Origin of the sequence: Citrobacter sp. CF971 (assembly GCF_006385635.1) — a bacterium.
Classification (GTDB): Bacteria; Pseudomonadota; Gammaproteobacteria; order Enterobacterales; family Enterobacteriaceae; genus Citrobacter; species Citrobacter freundii.
Genome location: NZ_CP041051.1, coordinates 3,436,211 through 3,462,562 on the forward strand (window position 1 = coordinate 3,436,211; position 26,352 = coordinate 3,462,562).

The following is a 26,352-nucleotide window of genomic DNA, read 5'->3' on the forward strand; positions in this document are numbered from 1 at the left end:
AACTCCGCTCCGCCATATTGTAACTGAAGTTCTGTTCACTAATGCCGATACTCATGTTTTATGGCGTGAGGAATCCGTATGACAACGATTAACGTTTCCACCCCAACTGTTCAAAGCAGTAGTGGTGGTGGAAAAGCCCCAGCCGGGAATGACATCTCCGCTCAGATTGCACAAGTCACTCAAAAGATAACCAAGCTAACTCAGCAGCTCAAAGATATTCCCAATAGTAGTGGCAGTGTTGAGCAGAAGCGCGAACAGCAGGAACTTATTCAGACACAAATCAAGATGTTACAAGCACAGCTGGCTCAACTGTTGCGACGCCAGGCTGAGGAGTCACAGCAAAAGCAAAGCGCCGATCAGAGAAAAGCTGAGGGCATCAACACGGCTTCCGACCAACGTCAGGTCGATATTTATATCTGATACAACGGATCACGGGCACGACCAGCGGTTAATTCACTGGCCTGCATACGCACCACGTCCCACAGCGCCTGAGCCGCGGTTGATAAAGAGCGGTTTTTACGTCGAGCCAGCATCAGTTGCCGTTCAACTACCGGCGTCAGGCGCTTAACCTGCAAGTGACTGCCCTGCGGTAAGGGGAGCGCCAGCGCGGGCAGCACACTGATGCCAATCCCCGCCTCCACCATCGGGAACAGCGTGGCGGGATGACCAATCTCCTGAACGATGTTGGCATCAATGGAAAAATGGGCCAACGCCGCATCGATCAGCGGTCGACTACCGGAAGCGTAATCCTGTAACACCAAACGTTCGTGATACAAATCCTGCCAGTTCACCCACTCACGTTGGGCTAACGGATGATCCTCGCGACACAGCAGCAGGAACGGTTCGGACAGTACGGCTTCACACTGCAGATCGGTCACCGCTCCGGGATCAATCACAATGCCAAAATCGACTTCTCCCTGGCGAATACTTTCCAGCACCCACTGCTGGGGCCTGTCGTGCAGCACAAAATCGATCGCAGGATAAAGCTCATTACTCTGGGCAATACACTGTGGAATAAGGTGAGCAGAGATTGTCTGGCTGGCGGCAACACGCACCGTTCCGGTTAACTGTGTCCCCACCTGGCCTGCTTCACGCAGCGTGCTGTGCAGTTCATCCAGAATACGTTCCAGCCGCGTCGCCAACTGGTGCCCCGCTTCCGTCAGCACCACTTCCCGCGTTGTTCTATCTAACAACCGCACCCCCGTCTGAGCTTCAAGCTCTTTAACGCTGTGGCTGACCGCAGACTGGCTTAAGCCAATAATATCCCCCGCCCGGCTAAAGCTTTTGGCCTGAGCGACGGTAACAAAGATACGGAGCTGACGCAGAGAGTAATTCATCTATTCGATTCATATATGGATGCAATAAATCAATTTTATTTCTCAAATGGAAAAACGCAAAATGTTGCTACTGAATTTCAGGAGCTTTTATGAAACTTTTTCGTATCCTTGATCCGTTCACGATTACGTTGATTACGGTCGTATTACTGGCGTCCTTTTTCCCAGCCGAAGGTGGCTTTGTGCCTTTCTTTGAAGGCTTAACCACCGCCGCCATTGCCCTGCTGTTTTTTATGCACGGGGCCAAGCTCTCTCGTGAGGCAATTATTGCCGGCGGTAGTCACTGGCGTTTGCATCTGTGGGTGATGTGCAGCACGTTTGTTGTTTTCCCGGTGCTGGGCGTTCTGTTCGCCTGGTGGGCGCCGGTTAATGTTGACCCGATGCTGTACACCGGTTTCCTGTACCTGTGTATTTTGCCGGCCACGGTGCAGTCGGCAATCGCCTTTACGTCGCTGGCGGGGGGGAACGTTGCCGCCGCCGTGTGTTCCGCTTCGGCCTCCAGCCTGCTGGGTATTTTTCTCTCGCCGTTGCTTGTTGGCCTGGTCATGAATATGCATGGCGCAGAAGGCAGCCTGGAGCAGGTGGGGAAAATCATGCTGCAGCTGCTGCTGCCGTTCGTACTGGGACATCTTTCGCGTCCGTGGATTGGTAACTGGGTGTCCCGACATAAAAAATGGATTGCAAAAACGGATCAATCATCCATTTTACTGGTGGTTTACTCCGCCTTCAGTGAAGCCGTGGTTAACGGGATCTGGCACAAAGTGGGGATTGGCTCACTGCTGTTTATCGTGGTGGTCAGCATCGTATTGCTGGCAATCGTGATTGGCATCAACGTCTTTGTTGCGCGTAAATGCGGCTTCAACAAGGCCGATGAGATCACCATTGTCTTTTGCGGATCGAAAAAGAGCCTGGCGAATGGGATCCCAATGGCAAATATTCTGTTCCCGACGTCAGTGATAGGAATGATGGTGCTGCCGCTGATGATCTTCCATCAAATTCAGTTGATGGTTTGTGCGGTGCTGGCACGTCGCTACAAGCAACAGACGGACGCATTGCAGGCGCAGCAGAAAAGCCGCGCCGCAAAGGCTTAAAGCGGGCGTTTCAGGGGCTGCACCAGTTGCGTCAGCCCTTCAGTTTTAATCAGCAGCGTGATTTGCATCAGTTCGCCGAGCTTGCCCGGCGGGAATTCATCCTTACGGGCAAACCACAGCAGATACTCTTCCGGTACATCAATCAGCCGACGCCCTTTATATTTGCCAAAGGGCATCACGGTATTGGCGATTTCAACCAGCTGCTCTTTTTCCATCTCAGGCACCCAGTAAGCGAATCATTTCAGCTTCGTCGATCACTTCAATGCCCAGCTCCTGCGCTTTTGCCAGTTTAGAGCCCGCTGCTTCCCCCGCAATCACTAGATCGGTTTTCTTCGACACGCTACCGGCCACTTTTGCCCCCAGCTCGGTCAGTCGTGCTTTGGCATCATCACGCGACATCAGGCTCAGGCTCCCGGTCAGCACCACCGTCTTACCCGCGAAGGGGCTGTCGATTTCTTCAGCGTTGATAACCACCGGCGCTGGCCAGTGAATCCCCTGCTCCAAAAGCTGGACGATCACCTCGCGGTTACTCTCTTCGGCAAAGAAATTAAACACGTGGGTCGCCACCACGATGCCGACATCCGGCACTTTTTGCAGCTCTTCAACAGAGGCGGCTTCCAGCGCGTCGAGCGTGCCGAAATATGCAGCCAGACCTGCAGCCGTCGCTTCGCCGACTTCACGAATACCCAGCGCATAGAGGAAACGGGCAAACGTGGTCTCTTTCGCTTTTTCCAGCGCATTCACTACGTTTTGCGCCGACTTCGGCCCCATGCGATCAAGACCGGTCAGCTTACCTGCGGTCAGCGTGAAGAGATCCGCTGGCGTATGGACATACTCTTTCTCGACCAGTTGATCGATAATTTTGTCGCCCATGCCGTCGACGTCCAGCGCACGGCGGGAAACGAAGTGTTTCAATGATTCCTTCCGCTGTGCCCCGCAGATTAAACCTCCGGTACAGCGAGCAACCGCTTCGCCTACCACACGCTCAACGTCAGAGTTGCATACCGGACAGTGGGTGGGAAACTCGATTTCGCGGGTATCGTCCGGACGCTCGGAAATCACGACGTTCACTACCTGCGGGATGACATCGCCCGCACGGCGAATGACGACTTTATCGCCAATACGCAAACCAAGACGCTCAATTTCATCCGCATTGTGCAAGGTGGCGTTACTGACCAACACCCCGGCAACCTGAACTGGCTCAAGGCGGGCGACAGGCGTAATCGCCCCTGTACGTCCTACCTGAAACTCAACATCGCGGACAAAGGTCATCTGCTCCTGTGCCGGGAACTTAAAGGCCACCGCCCAGCGCGGCGCGCGGGCAACAAAGCCCAGTTGCTCCTGCAACGCCATGGAGTTGACTTTAATCACCACGCCGTCGATATCGAAGCCCAGCGTCGGTCGGTCTTCTTCAACCTTATGATAGTAAGCAAGTACTTCCTCCGGAGAGTCGCAAAGCGCCACTCTGTCGCTCACCGGCAATCCCCACTCTTTAAATTGCAGCAGACGGCCCAGATGGGTATCGGGCAACACACCACCTTCCAGCACACCAACGCCATAGCAGAAGAAAGTAAGCGGTCGCTTCGCTGTGATACGCGGATCGAGCTGGCGTAATGACCCAGCCGCCGCATTTCGCGGGTTAGCAAACACTTTGTTGCCAGTACGGCGGGCCTCTTCGTTGATTTTTTCAAACCCGGCCTGCGGCAGGAACACCTCGCCGCGCACTTCCAGACGCGTCGGAATGTTATCGCCGCGCAGTTTTAACGGGATCGCACGAATGGTGCGCACGTTCGAGGTAATGTCTTCCCCGGTGGTGCCATCGCCGCGCGTTGCGGCGCTAACCAGCACGCCGTTTTCATAGAGAATACTCACCGCCAGCCCGTCAAGCTTCAGCTCACAGCACCAGGTTAGTTTGTCCGTACTCTTCAGTCGGTCCTGTACGCGCTTGTTAAAGGCGAGAAAACTCTCTTCATCAAACACGTTATCCAGCGACAGCATCGGCACTTCATGGCGAATCTGACTGAACGCCGTTAACGGGGCGGCGCCAACGCGTTGGGTTGGCGAGTCAGGGGTAATAAGGTCCGGATGCTGCGCTTCCAGCTCGCGGAGTTCGCGCAGCAGACGATCGTATTCCGCATCGGGAATTTCCGGCGCGTCCATCACATGGTAGAGATACTCATGATGGCGAAGCGTGGTTCGCAGTTCTGTCAGTTGTTGTTCGATTGATTCCATATCGCACCATCAATGATAAAAAACCCCCGACAGGCGGGGGTTTAGCAAGGAGATGTCACGCCAAAGGAGAATCAGGCGCGAGATTCTTTAACTTCGCGGATGCGGTCCTGATACTCGCGCAGTTTCTGCGGCGTCATCATGCGACGTTGATCGTCAAGCACCACACCACCCACTTCATCGGCAATGTGCTGTGCGGACTGCAGCATCAGCTTAAAGTTTTGCAGCTCGTCCCCATAGGACGGAACCTGCATAAAAATAGTTACGCCAGGGGTGCTGAACTCACCCGTCATTTCGGGGTCAAACGTTCCTGGGTTAACCATATTGGCAAGGCTGAACAGCGACGGACCGCTGCCATCCGGGCTCAAATGACGATGGAAAATATTCATATCGCCAAATTTAAAACCGGCTTGCTGAATGCTATTGAGCAGCACTTCACCATTGAGCTCGCTACCGTGATGCGCCGCAACGTTCATAATAATGACCGCTTCTTTACGCTGAGGTTTTTCAGCAACAGGCGCTTCTTCAACTACCGGCTCAGGCTGCGGTTGATGTTCAACGGCAGGCTCTGCGGGCTGGAAAGTCTGCGGCGCAGGTTGCGGTGCTTGCTGCACGGGCTGCTGAACCTGCGGAGCAACGGGCTGATGCTGCATCGGCTGCTGTACAGGTTGTTGCTGAACAGGCTGATGTTGCACCGGCTGCTGCGGTTGTACAGGCTGCGGCTGAGCATGCGGCGGCGGTACCGGCGCTTGTGCAGGCTGCTGCGCGGGTTGACGCGGCTGAGCCGACGCATAAGGCGGCTGGTACTGGTGTTGCGGCGACTGAGGAGGAACACCATGTTCCTGCGCGTTACCGGGAGCATGATTCACACGATGAACGCGAACTTCGCCCACGCCTTCGTCTTCCTCGACGTTGTCGTCGAACGAATCCTCGTCTTCACGTTTAGACTTCATGCGTTTCAATGGGCGATCGCGGAATATAGAAGACCGCTCTTTACGGCTAGTCCAAAAACCATGTACCAGTAAAGCGATTATGGCGATCGCGCCAACAATGATTAATATCAGACGCAAATCCTGCATCATTATATTCTCTGTTGTTCTAACACCTTGCCACCACGGCAAACATTTACTCACTAAGAGTATTTGTCGATTACGCCAAGTGCAAGTGCACTCTTGGCTTTCACGGCATAAAGATGAACAAAATTGTGCTTTTTGCTGTTTTTTCAAACATTTCTGAACAGCTTAACGCTCAACAACCCGGTAAGATACGCAAAGTTTACCAGAGCTTATATAACAAGGAGTATGTCCTGACCATGGTTTCATCATCTGCAGTCGTACCTCGCAGCGGCCTTTATTACTTTTCACAGGGATGGAAGCTCATCACCCAACCGGGCATTCGTCGCTTTGTCATCCTGCCTTTGCTGGTGAATATCCTGCTGATGGGCGGCGCATTCTGGTGGCTATTCACACAACTCGATAGCTGGATCCCCGCGCTGATGAGTCACGTCCCTGACTGGCTTCAGTGGCTCAGCTACTTGCTGTGGCCGATTGTCACTATCTCCGTACTACTGGTGTTCGGCTACCTCTTTTCCACCATAGCCAACTGGATTGCCGCGCCGTTTAACGGTCTGCTGGCTGAACAACTGGAAGCGCGCTTAACGGGCGCAACACCGCCTGACACCGGTGTTCTCGGCATCATGAAAGATGTTCCCCGTATTATGAAACGTGAATGGCAAAAGCTGGCGTGGTATCTCCCGCGCGCCATCGTGTTGCTGATCCTCTATTTCATTCCAGGTATTGGGCAGACCGTCGCCCCGGTGCTGTGGTTCCTGTTCAGCGCATGGATGCTGGCCATTCAGTACTGCGATTATCCGTTTGATAACCATAAGGTGCCTTTTAAGGAGATGCGCGTCGCGCTGCGTACACGCAAGGTCACCAATATGCAGTTCGGCGCGCTGACCAGCCTGTTCACCATGATTCCGGTGCTCAATCTGTTCATCATGCCGGTCGCGGTTTGTGGTGCCACGGCGATGTGGGTAGACTGCTATCGTGCTAAGCACGCGTTATGGAAGTAATGCAAAAATGTGTAAAAGCGGGCTGGCTTATGCCCGCTCTTATTCCATACTGCAAGGCATTATTTCCCATCAGCATATAGATATGCGATTTCCTTACTTCCCCATACTTTCTCAACAGGTATGCTGAAGCGGTATCCCAATTTCATACAGTTAAGGACAGGCCATGAGTAAGATTTTTGAAGACAACTCGCTGACTATCGGTCATACGCCGCTGGTTCGACTGAACCGTATCGGTAACGGACGCATTCTGGCGAAGGTGGAATCTCGTAACCCGAGCTTTAGCGTCAAATGCCGTATCGGTGCCAATATGATTTGGGATGCCGAAAAACGTGGTGTACTGAAACCGGGTGTTGAGCTGGTAGAACCGACCAGCGGCAACACGGGGATTGCGCTAGCCTACGTTGCCGCAGCCCGCGGTTACAAACTGACTCTGACCATGCCGGAAACGATGAGCATTGAGCGCCGCAAGCTGTTGAAAGCTCTGGGTGCGAACCTGGTGCTGACCGAAGGCGCAAAAGGGATGAAGGGTGCAATCCAGAAAGCGGAAGAAATTGTCGCCAGCGATCCGGAGAAGTTCCTGCTGCTGCAGCAGTTCAGCAACCCGGCGAACCCGGAAATTCACGAAAAAACCACCGGCCCGGAAATCTGGGAAGATACCGATGGCCAGGTTGATGTCTTTATTTCCGGCGTAGGTACCGGCGGTACATTGACTGGTGTGACCCGTTATATCAAAGGCACTAAAGGCAAAACCGATCTGATCACCGTCGCGGTTGAACCTACCGACTCCCCGGTTATCGCCCAGGCGCTGGCGGGTGAAGAACTTAAACCGGGCCCACATAAAATTCAGGGGATTGGTGCGGGTTTCATTCCAGGCAACCTTGATCTGAAACTTATCGATAAAGTCGTCGCCATCACCAATGATGAAGCAATCTCTACTGCGCGTCGCCTGATGGAAGAAGAAGGTATTCTGGCGGGCATTTCTTCCGGCGCTGCTGTTGCTGCCGCGCTTAAGCTGCAGGAAGATGAAACCTTTACCAATAAGAATATAGTGGTTATTCTACCGTCATCGGGTGAGCGTTATCTGAGCACTGCACTGTTTGCCGATCTCTTCACAGAGAAAGAACTGCAACAGTAATGCCAGCATGTTAAAAACGCGTAAAAAAGCACCCTTTTGGGTGCTTTTTTGTGGCCTGCTTCAAAGTTTCAACTCGCCTGGCATTGATTCAACCCACCAGAACTGGTATTTAACCAAGCTAATTATTTTGATGCGCGAAATTAATCGTTACAGGAAAAGCGTTAGCTGAATCGATTTTATGATTTGGTTCAACTCTTCCTTTCGCGGCATAATGTTTAATGACGAACGAAACGTCAGCGGCAAGAAGTTGCCAGCAACGGATTGCACCGAACTCCTTTTGTGTCGCGTCCAGTTTACGCCGATGCTAACAATACAGGCTAAAGTTGAACCGCCAGGCTAGACTTTAGTTCCACAACACTAAACCTATAAGTTGGGGAAATATAATGTTCCAGCAAGAAGTTACCATTACCGCTCCGAACGGTCTGCATACTCGCCCTGCTGCTCAGTTTGTTAAAGAAGCAAAAGGCTTTACTTCTGATATTACTGTGACTTCCAACGGCAAAAGCGCTAGCGCCAAAAGCCTGTTTAAACTGCAGACTCTGGGCCTGACTCAGGGTACCGTTGTTACCCTGTCCGCAGAAGGTGAAGACGAGCAGAAAGCAGTTGAGCATCTGGTTAAACTGATGGCTGAACTCGAGTAAGTTCAACGAGTTCTTTTAAATATCAGTCACAAGTAAGGTAGGGTTATGATTTCAGGCATTTTAGCATCCCCGGGTATCGCTTTCGGTAAAGCATTGCTACTGAAAGAAGACGAAATCGTCATTGACCGGAAAAAAATTTCTGCCGACAAGGTTGATCAGGAAGTTGAACGTTTTCTGAGCGGTCGTGCCAAGGCATCTGCGCAACTGGAAGCGATCAAAACCAAAGCTGGTGAAACGTTCGGTGAAGAAAAAGAAGCCATCTTTGAAGGGCATATCATGCTGCTCGAAGATGAGGAGCTGGAGCAGGAAATCATAGCCCTGATTAAAGATAAGCACATGACGGCTGATGCAGCCGCGCATGAAGTTATCGAAGGTCAGGCCACAGCCCTGGAAGAGCTGGATGATGAATACCTGAAAGAACGTGCGGCTGACGTACGTGACATCGGTAAACGCCTGCTGCGTAACATCCTGGGTCTGGCAATTATCGACCTGAGCGCTATTCAGGAAGAGGTTATCCTGGTAGCCGCAGACCTGACCCCGTCAGAAACCGCACAGCTGAACCTGAACAAGGTGCTGGGTTTCATTACTGACGCGGGCGGACGTACCTCCCATACCTCTATCATGGCGCGTTCTCTGGAACTGCCTGCCATCGTCGGTACGGGTAGCGTCACCTCTCAGGTTAAAAACGACGACTATCTGATTCTGGATGCCGTAAACAATCAGGTTTACGTCAATCCGACCAACGACGTTATCGAGCAACTGCGTGCCGTTCAGGAGCAGGTTGCAACCGAGAAAGCGGAACTCGCTAAGCTGAAAGATCTGCCGGCTATCACGCTGGACGGACATCAGGTTGAAGTTTGCGCCAATATCGGTACCGTTCGTGACGTTGAAGGCGCTGAACGTAACGGCGCTGAAGGTGTGGGTCTGTACCGCACCGAATTCCTGTTCATGGACCGTGAATCGCTGCCAACTGAAGAAGAACAGTTTGCTGCGTATAAAGCCGTTGCTGAAGCCTGTGGCTCTCAGGCGGTCATCGTTCGCACCATGGACATCGGCGGCGATAAAGAACTGCCGTACATGAATTTCCCGAAAGAAGAGAACCCGTTCCTGGGCTGGCGTGCCGTGCGTATCGCCATGGATCGTAAAGAGATCCTGCGTGACCAGGTTCGCGCGATTCTGCGCGCCTCTGCTTTCGGTAAACTGCGCATCATGTTCCCAATGATCATCTCTGTTGAAGAAGTGCGTGCACTGCGCAAAGAGATTGAAATCTACAAACAGGAACTGCGCGACGAAGGTAAAGCATTTGACGAGAGCATTGAGATTGGCGTGATGGTGGAAACACCGGCTGCGGCAACAATTGCGCGTCATTTAGCCAAAGAAGTTGATTTCTTTAGTATCGGCACCAATGATTTAACGCAGTACACCCTGGCAGTTGACCGTGGTAATGATATGATTTCACACCTTTACCAACCAATGTCGCCATCTGTGCTGACGCTGATCAAGCAAGTTATTGATGCTTCTCATGCTGAAGGCAAATGGACTGGCATGTGTGGTGAGCTTGCAGGCGACGAACGTGCTACACTTCTGTTGCTGGGGATGGGTCTGGACGAATTCTCTATGAGCGCCATTTCTATCCCGCGCATTAAGAAGATTATCCGTAACACGAACTTCGAAGATGCGAAGGTGTTAGCAGAGCAGGCTCTTGCTCAACCGACAACGGACGAGTTAATGACGCTGGTTAACAAGTTCATTGAAGAAAAAACAATCTGCTAATCCACGAGATGCGGCCCAATTTACTGCTTAGGAGAAGATCATGGGTTTGTTCGATAAACTGAAATCTCTGGTTTCTGATGATAAGAAAGACACCGGAACTATTGAGATTGTTGCTCCGCTCTCTGGCGAGATCGTCAACATCGAAGACGTGCCGGATGTAGTTTTTGCTGAAAAAATCGTTGGTGATGGCATCGCTATCAAACCAACCGGTAACAAAATGGTTGCTCCTGTTGACGGCACCATCGGCAAAATCTTTGAAACCAACCACGCTTTCTCTATCGAATCCGACAGCGGCATTGAGCTGTTTGTTCACTTCGGTATTGATACCGTTGAACTGAAAGGCGAAGGCTTCAAACGCATCGCTGAAGAAGGTCAGCGCGTGAAAGTGGGCGACCCGGTTATTGAATTCGATCTGCCGCTGCTGGAAGAAAAAGCCAAGTCTACCCTGACTCCGGTTGTTATCTCCAACATGGACGAAATCAAAGAACTGATCAAACTGTCCGGTAGCGTGACCGTGGGTGAAACCCCGGTTATCCGCATCAAGAAGTAATTCTTGCCGCAGAGAAAAATGGCGCCGATTGGCGCCATTTTTTTATACACTTCATCCGCCATTAAATGTGTGCAGTCACCGGGCGATAACACGCCTCGCGCATCAGGATCTTCATCCCTTCCGGCCCGCTCTCCAGCATCCGTCGTTCCGAATCCGCCACTAACAACTCACAGTCGTAACCACCCGCAATGCCGAACATAGCCCGCGCCACGCAGATATCTTCCAGCGCCGCTGTCCCGCAGGTATCAAAGTGTCCAACCATACGCCCATTCTGGCGAACTACCAGCCGGTAACTCTTCATCGCGCCTCCCCTGCCGGTGGCAGAATTAATTCATCACAACCGCACTGGTGCGTCCACGTCATCACATCCAGCACCCGCTGTGCAGCATCGTGCGTCGCGGTCGTCAGCGCTTTCCCCATCACAAGGCTGCTCACCAGCTCGGCACAGAACAGATCGCCAGTCCCCTTCAGATCCGTTTTCACTCGCGGATGAGCTAACACCTCAACCGTTTCAGCCGTCACCACCGCAACATGAATAATCTCTTCCGTCTCCCCCGGCGCACTGGTGATCACTACCCATTTCAGGGTGTCGGTGAGCAGTGATTGTGCCGCCGTAATGGCTTCATCAAGCGTACGACACGGCTTTCCGCTCAGCATTTGCAGCTCGAACACATTTGGAGTCAGCCCCTGAGCCAGCGGCAGCAGGTGCTGACGATAAGCCTCCGGAATTTCGGCTTTAACATACATACCGCTATCCGTATCGCCAATCACGGGGTCGACCAAAATGCACAGGTCCGGATGCGTGGTCAGAACGGTTTTCAGCCACTGTGCCAGCAAGGCGATTTGTTCCGCGCTGCCCATGTAACCTGTCGTCACCGCCTTTAGCTCGCGCAAGGCATCACGCTCGTTTAAGGCGCGGAGATAACCGCTAAACCAGTCTGCTGGAATAACGCCGCCGTAGAAGGTTTCATAATGCGGGGTATTACTGAACAGCACCGTAGGTACTGCCGTCACGCGTAATCCCTGCGCTTTAATGGCCGGGACGGCGATGCTGTTACCTACGCTGCCATAAACCACCTGTGACTGAACGGCGACGATATCGGTCTGTAACGCCCGATGCGTGTCGTCGAAGAGCACTGACTGGATATCACTCTCCTGCTCCATAAATTTCTCCTCTCGCTGGACAGCGGGACTACGCCTCACTATTATCGTCATATGCTAAAATTCATTTTGTCATAGGTCAATAATGATCGACGGAAAAACCGCTAACGAAATTTTTGACAGTATCCGTCAACATGTCACTACAGGCACGCTGGCAGTGGGAGAAACGTTACCGCCAGTGCGGGAACTGGCAACGGAATTAAACGTGAACCGCAATACTGTCGCGGCGGCTTACAAACGCCTGGTCACCTCCGGGTTGGCACAGAGCCTGGGACGCAACGGTACGGTGATTAAGGGGATTACTGCCCCCGTAGCACTGGAAGGTGGTAATCCGGATACCCCGCTTATCGATCTTTCCGGCGGTAATCCAGCGCCCTCGCGACTTCCTGACCTGAGTAATTATTTTGCGAAGATAAATAAGAGTCCGCGCTTGTACGGCGATGCCGCTGTGTCACCTGGACTTAAGGCGTGGGCATCAGAATGGATACAAAATGCAATGCCCGGCAAAGGGGAAATTGATATTACCAGCGGTGCCATTGATGCTATCGAACGGCTACTGTGCGCCCATTTGCTGCCTGGTGATAGCGTTGTCGTAGAAGATCCATGCTTTTTAAGCAGCATCAACATGCTGCGCTATGCCGGATTCTCAGCAAACCCGGCCAGCGTTGACCGCGAAGGCATGCTGCCGGACCAGCTGGAACTCGCGCTACAGAAAGGCGCGCGGGCAGTAATTCTGACACCGCGCGCGCATAACCCGACAGGATGCAGCCTGAGCGCCTCACGCGCGGCGCAATTGCAGGAAATTCTGGCCCGCTATCCGCAGACGCTGGTGATTGTCGACGACCACTTTGCGCTGCTATCTGCTTGCCGCTGGTATCCGGTGATTGCGAAGGAAACCACGCACTGGGCGGTTGTCCGCTCGATGTCAAAAACGTTAGGACCAGATTTACGCCTGGCCATTGTGGCCAGCGATCCGCTCACTTCAGGGAAGCTACGTTTAAGGCTTAACTCCGGCAGTCAGTGGGTCAGCCATCTGCTGCAGGATTTGGCCTGCGCCTGCCTGAATGACGAGACTTACCAACACACGCTGGCGCAAACTCAGCAATTTTACGCCGCCCAGCAGCAAAAGTTGACGGCAGCTCTGCGGCGACATGGCATTGAGTTGCCCGTTGGTGACGGTCTGAATATGTGGCTACCGCTGGAAGATAACAGCCAGGCGATCGCTTTTGCGCTGGCAAAGTCCGGCTGGCTGGTACGCGAAGGCGAAGTGTTTGGTGTCAATACGCCTGCGCACGGCCTGCGCATTACGCTGTCAACATTATCAGACAGCGACATTGATAAGCTGGCGACTGATATCCATCAGGCGCTAAAGCGCTAACAGGAGAGAAAAAGTGCGAGTTCATTTTGTTATTCATGAGTCTTTTGAATCTGCTGGCGCGTATCTGCCGTGGGCTGAATCACGCGGCTATACCATCACCTGGTCGCACGTTTACGCCGGGGAAACGGTCCCTGCGAACGCGGATGGCTTCGATATGTTGGTGGTGTTTGGCGGTCCGCAGTCACCACGAACCACGCTGGCAGAGTGTCCGTACTTTGATTCTCAGGCCGAGCAGCATCTGATCAATCAGGCGATTGCGGCACGTAAAATTGTGGTGGGGATCTGCCTGGGTTCACAGTTAATCGGCGAAGCGCTGGGTGCGAAGGTGTGCCAGAGTCCGGAAAAAGAGATTGGTCACTACCCGATCACCCTGACCGAAGCAGGCCAACAGCATCCGTTGTTCAGCCATTTTGGTTCACCGCTTACCGTCGGTCACTGGCACAACGATATGCCTGGATTAACCGACCAGGCGACAATTCTCGCCACAAGCGAGGGCTGCCCGCGACAAATCGTACAATACGGTAATTTCGTCTATGGTTTTCAGTGCCATATGGAATTTACGGCTGATGCTATAGAAGGGCTTATTCAACACTCCGAACAAGAACTGGCGGAAGCTAAAGGCAAGCGCTTCATCCGCTCCGTTGAAGAGATGCGCGCATGGGATTATCAGCAGATGAATGAGAAGCTGTGGCAATTCCTTGATAAGCTTGTGGAAAAACGTAACGATTGATTATGGCAGGCCGGATAAGACGCTTTACGTCGTCATCCGGCGATCGTGCCGTACGTTTGCCTGATGGCGCTATGCTTATCAGGCCTACAAACTAAATCCCTGATCCCTGGTTAAAGTGCTCTTCGCCAAACACGCCGGTTGAAAGGTAGCGATCGCCGCGATCGCAGATGATCGCCACCACCACCGCTCCCGGATTTTGTTCGGCCACGCGAATCGCTCCGGCTACCGCGCCGCCGGAACTAACGCCGCAGAATACACCCTCTTTCACCGCCAGCGCGCGCATGGTGTTTTCCGCATCGTTCTGAAGAATATCCAATACCTCATCCACCAGCGAGGCGTTAAAAATGCCCGGCATATATTCCGCAGGCCAGCGGCGAATTCCCGGAATACTACTGCCCTCTTCCGGCTGCAGGCCAACGATGGTAACCGCTTTTTCTTGCTCACGCAGAAAACGCGACACACCGGTAATGGTGCCTGTTGTTCCCATACTGGAGACAAAGTGGGTAATACGACCTGACGTCTGCTGCCAGATTTCCGGTCCGGTGGTGGTGTAATGCGCGTACGGGTTATCCGGATTATTAAATTGGTCGAGAAGTTTACCTTCTCCGCGCTGCGCCATTTCAAGAGCTAAGTCACGCGCGCCTTCCATCCCCTGCTCTTTGGTCACCAGAACCAGTTCAGCCCCGTAAGCACGCATCGCCGCTCGGCGCTCCTGGCTCATGTTGTCTGGCATCAGCAGCTTCATGCGGTAGCCCTTCAGCGCGGCGATCATTGCCAGAGCAATTCCGGTATTACCGCTGGTAGCCTCGATCAGCACATCACCAGGCTTAATTTCTCCACGTTTTTCCGCTTCGACAATCATCGACAGCGCAGCCCGGTCTTTCACCGAACCCGCGGGATTATTCCCTTCCAGCTTGACCCAAATTTCACTGCCGTTATCCGGCGCCAGACGTTGTAGTTTCACCAGAGGCGTATTGCCAATTGTTTGTTCTAATGTGTTCACGTTTTGAGCTCGTAAAAAAGCCCGGGGGCGCAGCGCTTACCGGGCGATAAACATACTTTTTAACCTATCAGGCACTTTGCGCCAGAGCAAGTTCCTCTTCACGCGTTTCAATGCGCTGGTCGCCGTTATACAGACGCGCATTTTGCAGCCCGACAAACAGCCGCTCGCCGCGGCTTGGGGAATCATCGCCCTGCATGATGACCGTCAGCGGTTCGTTATACCACCCCAGCGGTTGCACAACTAATTGGGTGTAGTGTCCTTTCGGGCTGGCTTCCAGTACCTGTACCGGCAACGGCGAATCCAGGCTGGTACGACGGCTGACGTCCACTTCCCACGGACGCAGAAACAAATCCACCGGTCCCTGATAACCAGGCGTATAACCCAGCGGCCAGCGGTGTGCGCCCACGTGGAATTGTCCACCGCGAATCGTTCCTTGTAGGCGGTTAACCTCGCCCATAAATTCCAGCACAAAACGGGTAGCTGGTTCGCGCCATACCTGATCGGGCGCATCGGCCTGCTCGATATGACCCTGACTCATCACTACCACGCGATCGGCAACTTCCGTCGCTTCTTCCTGGTCGTGGGTAACAAACACGCTGGTGAACTTCAGCTCTTCATGCAGCTGACGCAGCCAACGACGCAGTTCTTTACGTACCTGCGCATCGAGCGCGCCAAACGGCTCGTCGAGCAGCAGGATCTGCGGCTCTACCGCCAGCGCACGCGCCAACGCCACACGCTGCTTTTGCCCACCAGAAAGCTGCGCTGGGAAGCGGTCCGCCAGATGAGCCAATTGAACCATCTCCAGCAGTTTGGTGACTTTTGCTTTGATGGCCGCCGCATTCGGGCGCTCACGCCGTGGCAGGACCGTCAGACCAAACGCGATATTGTCGAAAACGGTCATATGACGAAACAGCGCATAGTGCTGGAATACGAATCCCACTTTACGGTCGCGAGCATGCAAACGACTGACGTCGGTGCCGTGAAAACGGATATGCCCGCTGGACTGATGCTCCAGCCCGGCAATAATGCGCAGCAGCGTGGTTTTGCCCGAGCCGGATGGCCCCAACAGCGCGACCATCTGACCTGAAGGAATATCCAGCGAGATATCGTTCAGCACCTGGGTGCGACCAAAAGACTTCTTAATATTGGCAATCTCAATGCTCATGATTTTCCTCCTGCTGCGCGCGTTTCTCCTGGTTCTCCAGACGCCATTGCAACATGCTCTTCAAAAACAGGGTAATAATCGCCATCAGCGTTAATAGCGCCGCGGCGGTAAAAGAGCCGACCGTGTTGTAGTCCTGCTCCAGTAATTCAATTTGTAGCGGTAGCGATAGGGTTTCGCCGCGAATCGAGCCGGATACCACCGACACCGCGCCAAACTCGCCAATCGCACGGGCGTTGGTCAACACCACGCCGTACAGCAGCGCCCAACGAATATTCGGCAGCGTAACGCGGCGGAACATCTGCCAGCCGGACGCGCCCAGCAACACAGCCGCTTCATCTTCATTACTACCCTGGCTTAACATCACCGGCACCAACTCGCGCACCACAAACGGACAGGTCACGAATACCGTCACCAGCACCATCCCCGGCCAGGCAAACATAATTTGCAGATTATGCTCATCCAGCCATCCACCCAGCGGACCGTTAGAGCCGTAAAACAGCAGATACACCAGGCCGGCAACCACCGGCGAGACGGCAAACGGAATATCCAGTAACGTCAGCAGAAGTTGGCGTCCTGGGAAGTTAAAACGGGTCACCAGCCAGGCCAGCAACACACCAAACACCAGGTTCACCGGCACCGCAATCAGCGCAATCAGCACCGTCAGCCAGATGGCATGCAGCATGTCCGGGTCTGCCAGGTTCTGTAATACCGGCATTAATCCCTTGCTGAACGCCTGCACGAAGATGTAAATCATCGGCACCAGCAAAATAAACGCGGAGACCAGCATGCCCGTGCCGATCAGAAACCATTTACCCCAGTTGATGCGGGGTGCGCCATAGCGTTTCAATTGGGTAATGTCTGCCATCAGTGACCTACCACACGTCGACCAAAGCGACTTTGCAGGGTGTTAATTGAAAACAGCAGCAACAACGAAGCCCCGAGGATCACAGAAGCAATCGCGCTGGCGGCCGGGTAGTCAAACTCCTGCAAGCGAACAAAAATCATCAGCGAGGTTACTTCCGTTTTCCATGCGATGTTCCCAGCGATAAAGATAACCGCGCCAAACTCACCGAGGCTTCGGGTAAACGAAAGCGCAACGCCCGCCACCAGCGCGGGGGACAGCTCCGGCAGCACCACTTTACGGAAACTCTGCCAGCGCGTAGCACCGAGCGTTTCTGCGGCTTCTTCATATTCGGGACCTAATTCTTCCAGCACCGGCTGGACGGTACGCACCACAAACGGAATGCTGGTAAACGCCATCGCCACCGCGATACCAAGCCAGGTGTAGGTCACCTTGATATCCAGCTTCGCCAGCCACTCGCCGTAGAAGCCATTAACCGAAAACAGCGACGCCAGCGTCAGACCCGCCACCGCTGTAGGCAGCGCAAACGGCAGATCCATCAGTGCATCCAACAGCGTACGGCCCGGAAAGCGATAGCGGGTTAAGATCCACGCCATCAGCAAACCGAACACGCCGTTAAAAATCGACGCCACAAACGCCGACAGCAGCGTCACTTTATAAGCCGCCACCACCTGCGGATTGGTAATCACATCCCAGTATTGCGCCCAGCTCATTTGCGCCAGTTGCATCACCAGCGCGCTCAGCGGCAGCAGCAATATCAGGCAGACAAACAGTAAGCTTGTGCCCAGGCTTAAAGTGAAGCCGGGCAGCACGCGTCGGGAAGAAACAGCAAACATTTACTTACGCCCCGCCGCCAGCAGTTTGTCCAGCTCTCCACCGCTGACAAAGTGTGTTTTCATCACTTCAGGCCACGAACCAAACTTATCTTCCACACGGAACAATTCGGTCTGCGGGAATTTATCTTGCTGTTTGTCCATCACCTGCGGGTTATTCACGCGGTAGTAGAAATCGGTAATAATGGTTTGCGCCTGCGGGCTGTACAGCCAGGTCAGGTACGCTTTAGCTGCTTTTTCAGTACCGTTGGCTTGCACATTTTTATCTACCCAGGCCACCGGGAATTCGGCGAGGATATTGGTTTTCGGGATAACCACTTCAAAACCCTGCGCTTCATACTGTTTACGAATGTTGTTCACTTCTGATTCGAAGCTGATCAGCACATCGCCCAGACCGCGCTCTGCAAAGGTGGTGGTAGCACCGCGACCGCCGGTATCAAACACTTCGACGTTTTTCAGAAACTGGGTCATGAACTGTTCGGTTTTGGTTTTATCACCACCGTCAGCTTTATCCGCAGCACCCCACGCCGCCAGATAGGTATAGCGCGCGTTACCGGAGGTTTTTGGGTTCGGGAAAATCAGTTTCACATCAGAACGCACAAGGTCATTCCAGTCATGAATGTTTTTCGGGTTCCCCTTACGCACCAGGAAACCCATGGTGGAATAGAACGGCGAGCTGTTATTCGGCAGGCGGCTTTGCCAGTCGGCAGGGATCAGTTTGCCTTTGTCATGCAGGATCTGCACGTCGGTGACCTGGTTATAGGTCACCACATCGGCTTTCAGCCCCTGCAGAATCGCCAGCGCCTGTTTTGATGACCCGGCATGAGATTGTTTAATCGTCAGTTTGTCACCGCCGTTATCCTTCGCCCATTGCTGTTCAAACGGCGGATTAAGGGCGGCAAAAAGCTCACGGGAAACATCGTATGAACTGTTCAGCAGTTCCGTTGCCTGCGCCTGCCCCACCAGCAACAGCATGGCTGCCAGCGTCAGTGTTCTTTTTTTCAGTAAGTTAACGGCCATTGCGCACCCTTATAAATTTAATGACTTTCTTATGGTCATCATATTTATAACCAGTGCTAAAGGAGTAACGGTTTTATATACCGTTTGATGATTTGAAAGTTGAAAAGAGAATAAGAGAATCCCTCCCCACACCGAGTGAGGAGGAGACCGGCATCAATCAGACGCCGACGCTAACGCTTTCAGGCAGGGTGCTACCGCCATCAATCACGTTTTGCGTGCCAGTTAAGTAACTGGACTCATCCGAGGCCAGGAACGCCGCCAGTTCACCGACCTCAAGCGGACAGGCCAGACGACGCATCGGGATCGCTTTCGCCATTTCGACTAAAACGGATTCAGGATCTTCCGGGTTAGATTGACGCGCAATGCTTTCCGCCATCGGCGTACGAACGTAGCCTGGGCAAATGGCATTAACGCGAATGCCTGACTGCGCATATTCTACCGCCAGGGATTTGGTCAAACCGATGATTGCGGCTTTCGACAGTGCGTAGGCCGTTTCGCCCGGGTCGGCAACCATATCGCCGGTCACCGATGACATCATCACGATGCGCCCGTCTTTGCGCGCAATCATCTCCGGCAGAACGGCTTTCGTCACATTCCAGACGCCTTTAATGTTGATATCAATGTGGAAATCGCGATCTTCATCGCTCATATCAAGGAAGTTGCCGAGGCGGCATACGCCGGCATTGTTCACCAGAATATCGATTTTGCCTTCAATCTGCTTCGCGCGCATCACCGCTTCCTTGACCGACGCAAAATCTCTGACGTCAGCGTGAACGGCTGTGCAACGGTGCCCTCGCCCAGCCAACTCATCCGCCAGTTTTTCAATCTCATCGGAGATATCCAGCAGAATTAAGTTCGCACCATGGCGGGCAAACGTTCTGGCGATACCCTCGCCAATACCCTGAGATGCGCCCGTAATCAATGCTGTTTTGCCCGTGAGTTTTCCCATTTCAATATTCTCCTTTTGAATATGAAGCCTTCGCTTCATTCACGCAGAAGATACAGCAATAACAAATTAGTGCTGAGGAATAGCTCACTAAATCAGGTTAATCTCAGGTAAAAAAAATCCCCGACGATGCGGGGATGTCTATTTCGTGGCCGATAACAGGATCAGATCGCCATTACAGCGCCATTAAACGGTCCAGCGACGGTGCAAAGTAATAGCCGCCGGTTACCGGTTTGGTGAAGCGCAGCATTGCATCACGCTTACCGTCGGTGTCACCAAACATGCTCAGCAACTGTTGTTCAATGTTGTGCAGACGGGCGCAGTAGGCGCAGAAATAGAGACCATGCGTGCCGCTGGCAGTGCCGTATGGCAGGCTCTGGCGTACAATTTTCAGCCCTTTACCGTCTTCTTTGAGGTCAACACGGCTCAGGTGAGAGGTGACCGGACGGTCATCACCGTCGATCTCTTCGTTGGCTTCCTTGGTGCGGCCAATCATCATTTCCTGGTCATGGATGCTCATGCGATTAAGCTGCTTCAGGTTATGTTCCCAACGCTGCACAAACACATAGCTGCCACCGGCATCCACACCATCTTTGATAACGGCGACTTCACGGCGCGTTTCTTCGCCTGCCGGGTTTTCCGTACCGTCAACAAAGCCGCTGAGATCGCGCTCTTCGACCCAACGGAAACCGTGGATTTCTTCTTTGACTTCAATACAGTCGCCAAATGCTTCCATTGCCGCCTGCGCAACGGAGAAATTCACGTCATGACGCAAAGAGAGAATATGGATCAACACGTCATATTGGGTTGCTGGTGCCAGACCTTTACCATAAGGGATAAAGTCTTTTAACTCTTCAGCACCGACGCCGCCGCTCAATGCACGCCAGGTGTTGTTGCCAAAAGCGACAACCGCGCCCAGATGCGCATCCGGGAACTTAGCTTCAAAGGTCGCCAGCTTATCGGCGAAGGTTTTGCTGGCCGCACGCAGGGCCTCAACGTCGCCTTTAACATTGGCTTCAATCCAAATCGCCGCACGGCAATGTTCTGGCAAAATGCCACTCTGAACCTGAGACATTGTTCCTCCTGAAAAAAAGATGCCACGACATCGTGGCATTGATGGGCGCTATTCTACCTGTTTTTTTAACAAGCCGATTTGTTCAGACGCAAATTAACGCCGCCAGATAATTTTGCTTACTTTCCACGCTTTCAGCGTGTCGTCAGACGGCATTATATCCTCAGGCCCGCTCCATTCACCGGAAAAAATATAGCTAATATGTTGACTTCCTTCAGCTTTACACTCAACGCCCGCGCTGTCATCGCCGGTTGCCTTTTGGCAATTACCGAAAGCTTTAGTGTAAAGGTCGCTAAACGGTGTACCGATTTCGACACCCGCGACTGACGAAATATCGTGGTCTAACACATCAATACGACTAATGGTTCCCTGGCTGCCATTGATGACTATCGCCAGCTTGTCGTCTTTCATCGCTTCATAGAAGCGCACCACATTTCCGTTATCAGTCTTCATCCCGCTACGCAGGCGGTAATCACCGTCCAGCGCATCAGCAATGGCTTTTTCATCCAGCGGTGTCGCGCCCGTTAACGCTCCGACGCCCTGCTCTGTGACCTGCGTTGAAGAACCAAACCAGTTCCACGGATTAGCGGCAGACCAGTTCACCGAGGACAACGTTGAACACCCGGCCAGTAGCAGCGGCATCGCGCATAAAGTCAAACGCAGTGATTTCATTTCACTTCCTTCCTTATTTATCAACGTTGCTTGGAGTCCGGTTTCCCCAAAAAGTGCCGTTATTCTTTCTCAAGGGAAAAACAGGCGCGCAGACGTTGATTGGTTAACAGCCAGATCAGTGCGACGATATCCGCCACCAGCAGCGCCAGCCCGACACCGTTGAGCGGATCGCCTGTCAGCCACATCACCGGCTGCCAGCACAGCAGCACCAGTTGAGCGAGAATCAATAATCCGCGCAGCCAGCGCCAGATTACCGGAAACGCAAAGCGTCGCCCGCTGAGTAAAAACGCCAACACGGCGGGAACGCCGGGGAGCAAACCCAGCCAGAATGCGTCATGATCGGGATAAAACAGATTCAGCAACGTGTTGCCCTGCTCACGAGAAGAACCGGCTATCACAAACAAAACCCAGGTGCGTGCCTGTAACAACAGTACGCACCAGAAGAGAAAAGGCAGGCGCAGACGCCCATGACCGTCATAGTCGGCCGGATGAAACTCAGTACTCTTCATCTTCAATCAAACGCTTGCCCAGATTGAGTACATCCGCATGTTCATAGCCCAGACGTTCATACATGCCCTGGACGACATCGTTATCGTCACGCACCATGATTTGAATCTTCGGGCAACCGCGGGCAATGAGCTTTTTCTCCAACCGGTTGAGTAGCGCATTAGCGATACCGCGACCGCGAAACTCAGGATGCACGCCCAGGTAATAGGCGGAACCGCGGTGCCCGTCGTATCCGCCCATCACCGTACCGACCACCTCACCGTTCACTTCAGCGACGAGGAATAAGCTGACGTCATGATTGACTTTACGTTCGATGTCCATTTCAGGGTCGTTCCATGGACGCAGCAAATCACAACGCTCCCAGAGGGTGATCACCTCTTCGAAATCTTCCTGGCGAAAAACGCGTATTTCCATGGTATTGGTTACCTTTTCAGGACGTTAAAAAGCGATTATGGCGCGAACGGCTGATTTAGCCAATATCTGACGCGAAGCGGCGGAAAAAATGGCATAATACGGAATTGTCACGTATTGAAATGAAAAGTAAAACAATTCTTATCTCGATCCGTCGCAACGGACTACGCGATACGATATAACGTTTAGAACCTTTTTTACAACTCAGGCCGTATGAGCACTTTTAAACCACTAAAAACACTCACATCGCGCCGCCAGGTGCTGAAAGCCGGGCTGGCCGCCCTGACGCTGTCAGGCATGTCGCAAGCCATCGCTAAAGAAGAAGCGTTAAAGACCAGTAATGGACACAGCAAACCGAAAGCGAAAAAATCAGGCGCTAAGCGTGTTGTTGTTCTTGATCCGGGGCACGGCGGGATTGATACCGGTGCAATTGGTCGCAACGGCTCGAAAGAAAAGCACGTGGTGCTGGCGATTGCCAAAAACGTGCGCTCGATCCTACGCAACCAGGGGATTGATGCACGCCTGACCCGCTCCGGCGATACGTTTATTCCGCTCTACGATCGCGTCGAGATCGCCCACAAACATGGCGCCGATCTTTTCATGTCGATCCACGCCGACGGTTTTACCAATCCGAGCGCTGCGGGTGCTTCGGTCTTTGCCTTATCCAATCGCGGTGCCAGTAGCGCCATGGCGAAATATTTGTCCGATCGTGAAAACCGGGCCGATGAAGTCGCCGGGAAGAAGGCCACCGACAAAGATCATTTGTTGCAGCAGGTGCTGTTCGATCTGGTGCAAACTGACACTATAAAAAACAGCCTGACGTTAGGCTCGCATATTCTTAAGAAGATCAAGCCGGTACACCGTCTGCACAGTCGCAGCACGGAACAAGCCGCCTTCGTGGTGCTAAAATCACCTTCAATTCCGTCGGTCCTGGTCGAAACCTCGTTCATCACCAACCCGGAAGAAGAACGATTACTGGGGACGGCTGCGTTTCGTCAGAAAATCGCCACCGCTATCGCCAATGGCATCATCAGCTATTTCCACTGGTTTGATAACCAGAAAGCACACTCGAAGAAACGTTAACCATGAAGCCCGATGTACAACGCGTAAAACAGTTCCTGCTCAGCCTGCAGGATGAGATTTGTCAGCAGTTATCCACCGTAGACGGCACCGAATTTGTTGAGGATAACTGGCAACGCGAAGCGGGCGGCGGCGGGCGCAGTCGAGTGTTGCGTAACGGCGGTATTTTCGAGCAAGCAGGCGTCAACTTCTCTCATGTCCATGGCGATGCAATGCCGGCCTCGGCTACTGCGCATCGCCCGGAGCTTGCCGGGCGTAGCTTTGAAGCGATGGGCGTCTCGTTGGTGGTGCATCCGCAGAATCCTTACATTCCGACCAGCCATGCCAACGTACGTTTTTTTATCGCGGAGAAACCGGGCGCCGACCCGGTGTGGTGGTTTGGCGGCGGCTTTGACTTAACGCCCTACTACGGCTTTGATGAGGATGCAGTTCACTGGCACCGCACGGCGCGGGATCTATGCCAGCCGTTCGGCGAAGATGTTTATCCCCGTTACAAAAAGTGGTGCGATGACTACTTCTTCCTCAAGCACCGTAACGAGCAGCGCGGCATTGGCGGGCTGTTCTTCGATGATTTGAATACGCCAGATTTCGACCACTGCTTCGCCTTTATGCAGGCTGTTGGAAAGGGTTATACCGAGGCGTATTTGCCCATCGTCGAGCGCCGCAAAGCAATGAGCTGGGGCGAGCGTGAACGCAATTTTCAGCTTTATCGTCGCGGACGCTATGTGGAATTTAACCTGGTGTGGGATCGCGGCACATTATTTGGTTTGCAAACCGGCGGGCGCACGGAATCGATTCTGATGTCGATGCCGCCGCTGGTACGCTGGGAGTATGACTGGCAGCCAGAAGCGAACAGCCCGGAAGCCGCCCTTAGCGAGTTTATTCAGGTCCGCGACTGGGTGTAATGGCCTGATAGCGACACAATTCGTAGGCCGGATAAGACGCAAGGCGTCGCCATCCGGCAGCGTAGCAAGCACAATTGCCTGATGGCGGCTAACGCCTTATCAGGCCTACTCAAGCTATACCATCACGCCCACTGGCGCATACGCTGATGCAGCGTCAACGACGGTTTCTCCGCAAACAGTTGCTGGTAGTCGGTAGCAAACTGCCCTAAATGCCAGAATCCCCACTGCATGGCGGCGTCTTTCACCGTCGCACTCTGCGACCACGGGCTTATCAACTCACGGCGCACGGCGTTCAGGCGAATACGTTTCAACCAGGCATTCGGGCCAATACCGAGGATCGCGTGAAAGGCGTTTTGCAACGTCCGGCGGCTAACGTGCAGTTGATTGCATAAGTCGAGCACAGTCAGCGGCTCTGACATATTTTCCAGCACATATTCGCGCGCACGCGACAGCAAGCGACGATAGCTCTGATGGCTGATGCTCTCCGCAGTCATAATCGGCTGCGCTTCTTCCAGCATAGTCCCCATCGCCAGCAGCAGGTTATCGCCCAACACTTTGCGTACCGCAGGTTGGCGAAGGTTTTCCGGGTTTTCGCTAAACGTCGCCAGCGCCTGCTGCACAAAGCCCCATAGCGCGGCTTTGTGTTGTTCTTTCACTTCCAGCGCCGACTGGTTGCGCAGCATATGCAACACCCTTTCCGGGTTATGCAGGAAGTTGGCCTGACGAGCAATGGCCTCTTCAGAAATGACGACACCCAGAATGGTGTAGTCATCCGGCGTACTTAGTTCAAACTCCGTCCCGCCTGGGCGGGTGGCAATTTCAGCGTTACCCAAACACTGAGTACCAATAAATCCCTGCTCGCCGCGCGTGGCCGGAATGCCAAACCAAAATGAGTTTGGCCAGACAAGGCATGACTGACGCAGCGCCAGTCCGGTGTATTCACGGAACACCTGAATATCATCGAGCAGGATTTCCGTGAACTCGCCATGAAATTTTCCCGGATGCAGCTGGTCGTAGATCTGCTGCCAGGCTGTAATCGTCAGCGCGTGCTCATACACATCCGTTGTTCGCCGTTGGTGAACGTTGTCCACTTCCACTTTCGGCGTCAATTTAACGTCTTCGGGTAATACTTCATGATAAAGATGGTGCAAGTTTGCAGTACGGTTCTTTTTCATGATCTTTTAAGCCGGAAGCTTCAACGAAGCCCCCGGCCCTCCGACAGGTTAATTTTTTAAGCGATAGCGACTACTGCGTTTACGCAACGCTCCGTCAGAAAAGAGCTGTTCCAGCGCATTTCTGGCTTCATCAAGTGACCAGCCAAAGTGGGCAGCCACTTCCCCTGCCGTCATTCCTTGACGGACCGATGTTAACAGCGCCAGCAATTCACCAGAGGATTCAGATGACACAGGTGCTTCCTGCGTCTTCTCTGGGGCCACATCTGACTTCACTTCAGGCTTCTGTTCTGGTTTCTTCGGTTCAGGTTTCTTCGGCTGGCGTTTAAAACCGCCGATCAGCCACTGGGTGTCATCGTCCGGCCGGCCTATTTCCTTACGGCTGATAACACGGCCTGTACGCGCTGCAGCTGCACTGCCAGCATCCAGCGCTGCTCGGCATGCCGCCAGATCGCCTTCCACCACCAGCGTCAGCCGACCAGGATCGAGCACTTCGTGGCTAAGCAGGCGCACATTCGCGGCTTTCAGCATGGCATCGGCCGCGTCCACGGCAGCCACCATGCCATCCACTTCCAGTAATCCCAGTGCATTGATCATCACTACCTCTC

The 26,352-nt window shown here is 53.3% G+C and carries 29 protein-coding genes; 11 read left to right on the forward strand and 18 right to left on the reverse strand.

Annotated features, from left to right (window positions below):
* The first annotated feature begins 78 nt into the window (after nt 1-78).
* On the forward strand, nt 79-420 hold the full coding sequence (locus tag E6P06_RS20260) for a FlxA-like family protein (protein ID WP_032937809.1): 342 nt from the start codon (nt 79-81) through the stop codon (nt 418-420).
* Here the strand turns inward: E6P06_RS20260 and E6P06_RS20265 are convergent.
* Nucleotides 411-1,337, reverse strand: a complete 927-nt coding sequence (locus E6P06_RS20265) for a LysR family transcriptional regulator (RefSeq protein WP_046670126.1) — start codon at nt 1,335-1,337, stop codon at nt 411-413. The genes E6P06_RS20260 and E6P06_RS20265 overlap by 10 nt on opposite strands.
* 89 nt (nt 1,338-1,426) lie before the next feature.
* Here E6P06_RS20265 and E6P06_RS20270 point away from each other — a divergent pair, with 89 nt between their 5' ends.
* On the forward strand, nt 1,427-2,425 hold the full coding sequence (locus E6P06_RS20270; protein WP_003038103.1) for a bile acid:sodium symporter family protein: 999 nt from the start codon (nt 1,427-1,429) through the stop codon (nt 2,423-2,425).
* On the opposite strand, the gene E6P06_RS20275 is transcribed toward E6P06_RS20270, so the two are convergent.
* The 3 genes from E6P06_RS20275 to zipA all read right to left on the reverse strand — a co-directional run bounded on the left by E6P06_RS20275 (nt 2,422) and on the right by zipA (nt 5,736).
* On the reverse strand, nt 2,422-2,640 hold the full coding sequence (locus tag E6P06_RS20275; protein ID WP_003038102.1) for a DUF3820 family protein: 219 nt from the start codon (nt 2,638-2,640) through the stop codon (nt 2,422-2,424). The genes E6P06_RS20270 and E6P06_RS20275 overlap by 4 nt on opposite strands.
* A 1-nt stretch (nt 2,641) precedes the next feature.
* Nucleotides 2,642-4,657 carry an NAD-dependent DNA ligase LigA gene (gene ligA / locus E6P06_RS20280; RefSeq protein WP_060855395.1) on the reverse strand — a complete coding sequence of 672 codons (2,016 nt, stop codon included), beginning with the start codon at nt 4,655-4,657 and terminating at the stop codon, nt 2,642-2,644.
* A 71-nt stretch (nt 4,658-4,728) separates the two neighbouring features.
* On the reverse strand, nt 4,729-5,736 hold the full coding sequence (gene zipA, locus E6P06_RS20285) for a cell division protein ZipA (protein WP_139935640.1): 1,008 nt from the start codon (nt 5,734-5,736) through the stop codon (nt 4,729-4,731).
* 230 nt (nt 5,737-5,966) lie between these two features.
* Here zipA and cysZ point away from each other — a divergent pair, with 230 nt between their 5' ends.
* The 5 genes from cysZ to crr all read left to right on the forward strand — a co-directional run bounded on the left by cysZ (nt 5,967) and on the right by crr (nt 10,827).
* The gene (gene cysZ / locus E6P06_RS20290; RefSeq protein ID WP_003838567.1) at nt 5,967-6,728 is read left to right on the forward strand and encodes a sulfate transporter CysZ; all 762 of its coding nucleotides are present in this window, start codon (nt 5,967-5,969) and stop codon (nt 6,726-6,728) included.
* A 163-nt stretch (nt 6,729-6,891) separates the two neighbouring features.
* Nucleotides 6,892-7,863: a cysteine synthase A gene (cysK, locus tag E6P06_RS20295; RefSeq protein ID WP_003038091.1), complete on the forward strand. Its 972-nt coding sequence runs from the start codon at nt 6,892-6,894 to the stop codon at nt 7,861-7,863.
* 383 nt (nt 7,864-8,246) lie between these two features.
* On the forward strand, nt 8,247-8,504 hold the full coding sequence (ptsH, locus tag E6P06_RS20300) for a phosphocarrier protein Hpr (protein WP_003038086.1): 258 nt from the start codon (nt 8,247-8,249) through the stop codon (nt 8,502-8,504).
* Between the two features lie 45 nt (nt 8,505-8,549).
* A complete protein-coding gene (gene ptsI, locus E6P06_RS20305; RefSeq protein ID WP_003038080.1) occupies nt 8,550-10,277 on the forward strand; it encodes a phosphoenolpyruvate-protein phosphotransferase PtsI in 1,728 nt (575 codons plus the stop codon).
* Nucleotides 10,278-10,317: 40 nt separating this feature from the next.
* Nucleotides 10,318-10,827 carry a PTS glucose transporter subunit IIA gene (gene crr, locus E6P06_RS20310; protein WP_000522253.1) on the forward strand — a complete coding sequence of 170 codons (510 nt, stop codon included), beginning with the start codon at nt 10,318-10,320 and terminating at the stop codon, nt 10,825-10,827.
* 61 nt (nt 10,828-10,888) lie between these two features.
* Here crr and E6P06_RS20315 read toward each other — a convergent pair whose 3' ends face one another.
* Both E6P06_RS20315 and pdxK read right to left on the reverse strand, forming a co-directional pair.
* A complete protein-coding gene (locus E6P06_RS20315) occupies nt 10,889-11,128 on the reverse strand; it encodes a hypothetical protein (protein WP_003038077.1) in 240 nt (79 codons plus the stop codon).
* Nucleotides 11,125-11,991 (reverse strand): pyridoxine/pyridoxal/pyridoxamine kinase, encoded by an 867-nt coding sequence (pdxK, locus tag E6P06_RS20320; RefSeq protein ID WP_139935641.1) that lies wholly within the window; start codon nt 11,989-11,991, stop codon nt 11,125-11,127. The genes E6P06_RS20315 and pdxK overlap by 4 nt, the downstream gene beginning before the upstream one ends.
* Nucleotides 11,992-12,073: 82 nt before the next feature.
* Between pdxK and ptsJ the strand changes: the two genes are divergently transcribed.
* Complete coding sequence (gene ptsJ, locus E6P06_RS20325) at nt 12,074-13,366, forward strand: transcriptional regulator PtsJ (protein WP_139935642.1); 1,293 nt, start codon at nt 12,074-12,076, stop codon at nt 13,364-13,366.
* Nucleotides 13,367-13,379: 13 nt separating this feature from the next.
* Complete coding sequence (locus E6P06_RS20330) at nt 13,380-14,096, forward strand: type 1 glutamine amidotransferase (protein ID WP_032937821.1); 717 nt, start codon at nt 13,380-13,382, stop codon at nt 14,094-14,096.
* A gap of 91 nt (nt 14,097-14,187) precedes the next feature.
* On the opposite strand, the gene cysM is transcribed toward E6P06_RS20330, so the two are convergent.
* The 10 genes from cysM to E6P06_RS20380 all read right to left on the reverse strand — a co-directional run bounded on the left by cysM (nt 14,188) and on the right by E6P06_RS20380 (nt 22,590).
* Nucleotides 14,188-15,099 carry a cysteine synthase CysM gene (gene cysM, locus E6P06_RS20335; protein ID WP_086529450.1) on the reverse strand — a complete coding sequence of 304 codons (912 nt, stop codon included), beginning with the start codon at nt 15,097-15,099 and terminating at the stop codon, nt 14,188-14,190.
* A 67-nt stretch (nt 15,100-15,166) separates the two neighbouring features.
* On the reverse strand, nt 15,167-16,264 hold the full coding sequence (gene cysA / locus E6P06_RS20340; protein WP_003038066.1) for a sulfate/thiosulfate ABC transporter ATP-binding protein CysA: 1,098 nt from the start codon (nt 16,262-16,264) through the stop codon (nt 15,167-15,169).
* Nucleotides 16,254-17,129, reverse strand: a complete 876-nt coding sequence (gene cysW / locus E6P06_RS20345) for a sulfate/thiosulfate ABC transporter permease CysW (RefSeq protein ID WP_003038064.1) — start codon at nt 17,127-17,129, stop codon at nt 16,254-16,256. The genes cysA and cysW overlap by 11 nt, the downstream gene beginning before the upstream one ends.
* Nucleotides 17,129-17,962 carry a sulfate/thiosulfate ABC transporter permease CysT gene (gene cysT, locus E6P06_RS20350; RefSeq protein WP_003038061.1) on the reverse strand — a complete coding sequence of 278 codons (834 nt, stop codon included), beginning with the start codon at nt 17,960-17,962 and terminating at the stop codon, nt 17,129-17,131. Before cysT ends, cysW begins: the two co-directional genes overlap by 1 nt.
* Nucleotides 17,963-18,979 carry a thiosulfate/sulfate ABC transporter substrate-binding protein CysP gene (gene cysP, locus E6P06_RS20355; RefSeq protein WP_003038059.1) on the reverse strand — a complete coding sequence of 339 codons (1,017 nt, stop codon included), beginning with the start codon at nt 18,977-18,979 and terminating at the stop codon, nt 17,963-17,965.
* 157 nt (nt 18,980-19,136) lie between these two features.
* On the reverse strand, nt 19,137-19,928 hold the full coding sequence (ucpA, locus tag E6P06_RS20360) for an SDR family oxidoreductase UcpA (RefSeq protein ID WP_003038057.1): 792 nt from the start codon (nt 19,926-19,928) through the stop codon (nt 19,137-19,139).
* Nucleotides 19,929-20,100: 172 nt separating this feature from the next.
* Nucleotides 20,101-21,000, reverse strand: a complete 900-nt coding sequence (gene yfeX / locus E6P06_RS20365) for a porphyrinogen peroxidase (protein ID WP_003838547.1) — start codon at nt 20,998-21,000, stop codon at nt 20,101-20,103.
* Between the two features lie 93 nt (nt 21,001-21,093).
* Nucleotides 21,094-21,669, reverse strand: a complete 576-nt coding sequence (locus E6P06_RS20370) for an RpoE-regulated lipoprotein (RefSeq protein WP_016150735.1) — start codon at nt 21,667-21,669, stop codon at nt 21,094-21,096.
* A gap of 59 nt (nt 21,670-21,728) precedes the next feature.
* Nucleotides 21,729-22,178, reverse strand: a complete 450-nt coding sequence (locus tag E6P06_RS20375) for a DUF2919 domain-containing protein (RefSeq protein WP_003038050.1) — start codon at nt 22,176-22,178, stop codon at nt 21,729-21,731.
* Nucleotides 22,165-22,590, reverse strand: coding sequence for a GNAT family acetyltransferase (locus tag E6P06_RS20380; protein WP_003038048.1), 426 nt, complete (start codon nt 22,588-22,590; stop codon nt 22,165-22,167). The genes E6P06_RS20375 and E6P06_RS20380 overlap by 14 nt, the downstream gene beginning before the upstream one ends.
* Before the next feature lie 210 nt (nt 22,591-22,800).
* On the opposite strand from E6P06_RS20380, the gene amiA reads away from it, so the two are divergent.
* Together amiA and hemF are read left to right on the forward strand one after the other, a co-directional pair.
* On the forward strand, nt 22,801-23,670 hold the full coding sequence (amiA, locus tag E6P06_RS20385) for an N-acetylmuramoyl-L-alanine amidase AmiA (RefSeq protein WP_003038046.1): 870 nt from the start codon (nt 22,801-22,803) through the stop codon (nt 23,668-23,670).
* Between the two features lie 2 nt (nt 23,671-23,672).
* On the forward strand, nt 23,673-24,572 hold the full coding sequence (gene hemF, locus E6P06_RS20390) for an oxygen-dependent coproporphyrinogen oxidase (protein ID WP_139935643.1): 900 nt from the start codon (nt 23,673-23,675) through the stop codon (nt 24,570-24,572).
* A gap of 122 nt (nt 24,573-24,694) precedes the next feature.
* Here the strand turns inward: hemF and eutR are convergent, their stop codons facing one another.
* Together eutR and E6P06_RS20400 are read right to left on the reverse strand one after the other, a co-directional pair.
* A complete protein-coding gene (eutR, locus tag E6P06_RS20395; RefSeq protein ID WP_003038041.1) occupies nt 24,695-25,747 on the reverse strand; it encodes an HTH-type transcriptional regulator EutR in 1,053 nt (350 codons plus the stop codon).
* 48 nt (nt 25,748-25,795) lie between these two features.
* Nucleotides 25,796-26,341: an ethanolamine utilization microcompartment protein EutK gene (locus tag E6P06_RS20400; RefSeq protein ID WP_139935644.1), complete on the reverse strand. Its 546-nt coding sequence runs from the start codon at nt 26,339-26,341 to the stop codon at nt 25,796-25,798.
* Nucleotides 26,342-26,352 lie beyond the last annotated feature (11 nt).

Coding starts and splice junctions, on each gene's coding strand:
- amiA (WP_003038046.1), top strand. CDS start 22,801: ATGAGCACTTTTAAACCACTAAAAACACTCACATCGCGCCGCCAGGTG.
- E6P06_RS20375 (WP_003038050.1), bottom strand. CDS start 22,178: ATGAAGAGTACTGAGTTTCATCCGGCCGACTATGACGGTCATGGGCGT.
- eutR (WP_003038041.1), bottom strand. CDS start 25,747: ATGAAAAAGAACCGTACTGCAAACTTGCACCATCTTTATCATGAAGTA.
- ptsH (WP_003038086.1), top strand. CDS start 8,247: ATGTTCCAGCAAGAAGTTACCATTACCGCTCCGAACGGTCTGCATACT.
- cysT (WP_003038061.1), bottom strand. CDS start 17,962: ATGTTTGCTGTTTCTTCCCGACGCGTGCTGCCCGGCTTCACTTTAAGC.
- hemF (WP_139935643.1), top strand. CDS start 23,673: ATGAAGCCCGATGTACAACGCGTAAAACAGTTCCTGCTCAGCCTGCAG.
- ptsJ (WP_139935642.1), top strand. CDS start 12,074: ATGATCGACGGAAAAACCGCTAACGAAATTTTTGACAGTATCCGTCAA.
- pdxK (WP_139935641.1), bottom strand. CDS start 11,991: ATGGAGCAGGAGAGTGATATCCAGTCAGTGCTCTTCGACGACACGCAT.
- cysP (WP_003038059.1), bottom strand. CDS start 18,979: ATGGCCGTTAACTTACTGAAAAAAAGAACACTGACGCTGGCAGCCATG.
- ucpA (WP_003038057.1), bottom strand. CDS start 19,928: ATGGGAAAACTCACGGGCAAAACAGCATTGATTACGGGCGCATCTCAG.
- E6P06_RS20400 (WP_139935644.1), bottom strand. CDS start 26,341: ATGATCAATGCACTGGGATTACTGGAAGTGGATGGCATGGTGGCTGCC.
- cysW (WP_003038064.1), bottom strand. CDS start 17,129: ATGGCAGACATTACCCAATTGAAACGCTATGGCGCACCCCGCATCAAC.
- ligA (WP_060855395.1), bottom strand. CDS start 4,657: ATGGAATCAATCGAACAACAACTGACAGAACTGCGAACCACGCTTCGC.
- cysZ (WP_003838567.1), top strand. CDS start 5,967: ATGGTTTCATCATCTGCAGTCGTACCTCGCAGCGGCCTTTATTACTTT.
- E6P06_RS20315 (WP_003038077.1), bottom strand. CDS start 11,128: ATGAAGAGTTACCGGCTGGTAGTTCGCCAGAATGGGCGTATGGTTGGA.
- crr (WP_000522253.1), top strand. CDS start 10,318: ATGGGTTTGTTCGATAAACTGAAATCTCTGGTTTCTGATGATAAGAAA.
- cysA (WP_003038066.1), bottom strand. CDS start 16,264: ATGAGCATTGAGATTGCCAATATTAAGAAGTCTTTTGGTCGCACCCAG.
- E6P06_RS20260 (WP_032937809.1), top strand. CDS start 79: ATGACAACGATTAACGTTTCCACCCCAACTGTTCAAAGCAGTAGTGGT.
- zipA (WP_139935640.1), bottom strand. CDS start 5,736: ATGATGCAGGATTTGCGTCTGATATTAATCATTGTTGGCGCGATCGCC.
- E6P06_RS20275 (WP_003038102.1), bottom strand. CDS start 2,640: ATGGAAAAAGAGCAGCTGGTTGAAATCGCCAATACCGTGATGCCCTTT.
- yfeX (WP_003838547.1), bottom strand. CDS start 21,000: ATGTCTCAGGTTCAGAGTGGCATTTTGCCAGAACATTGCCGTGCGGCG.
- E6P06_RS20265 (WP_046670126.1), bottom strand. CDS start 1,337: ATGAATTACTCTCTGCGTCAGCTCCGTATCTTTGTTACCGTCGCTCAG.
- E6P06_RS20370 (WP_016150735.1), bottom strand. CDS start 21,669: ATGAAATCACTGCGTTTGACTTTATGCGCGATGCCGCTGCTACTGGCC.
- ptsI (WP_003038080.1), top strand. CDS start 8,550: ATGATTTCAGGCATTTTAGCATCCCCGGGTATCGCTTTCGGTAAAGCA.
- cysK (WP_003038091.1), top strand. CDS start 6,892: ATGAGTAAGATTTTTGAAGACAACTCGCTGACTATCGGTCATACGCCG.
- E6P06_RS20270 (WP_003038103.1), top strand. CDS start 1,427: ATGAAACTTTTTCGTATCCTTGATCCGTTCACGATTACGTTGATTACG.
- E6P06_RS20380 (WP_003038048.1), bottom strand. CDS start 22,590: ATGGAAATACGCGTTTTTCGCCAGGAAGATTTCGAAGAGGTGATCACC.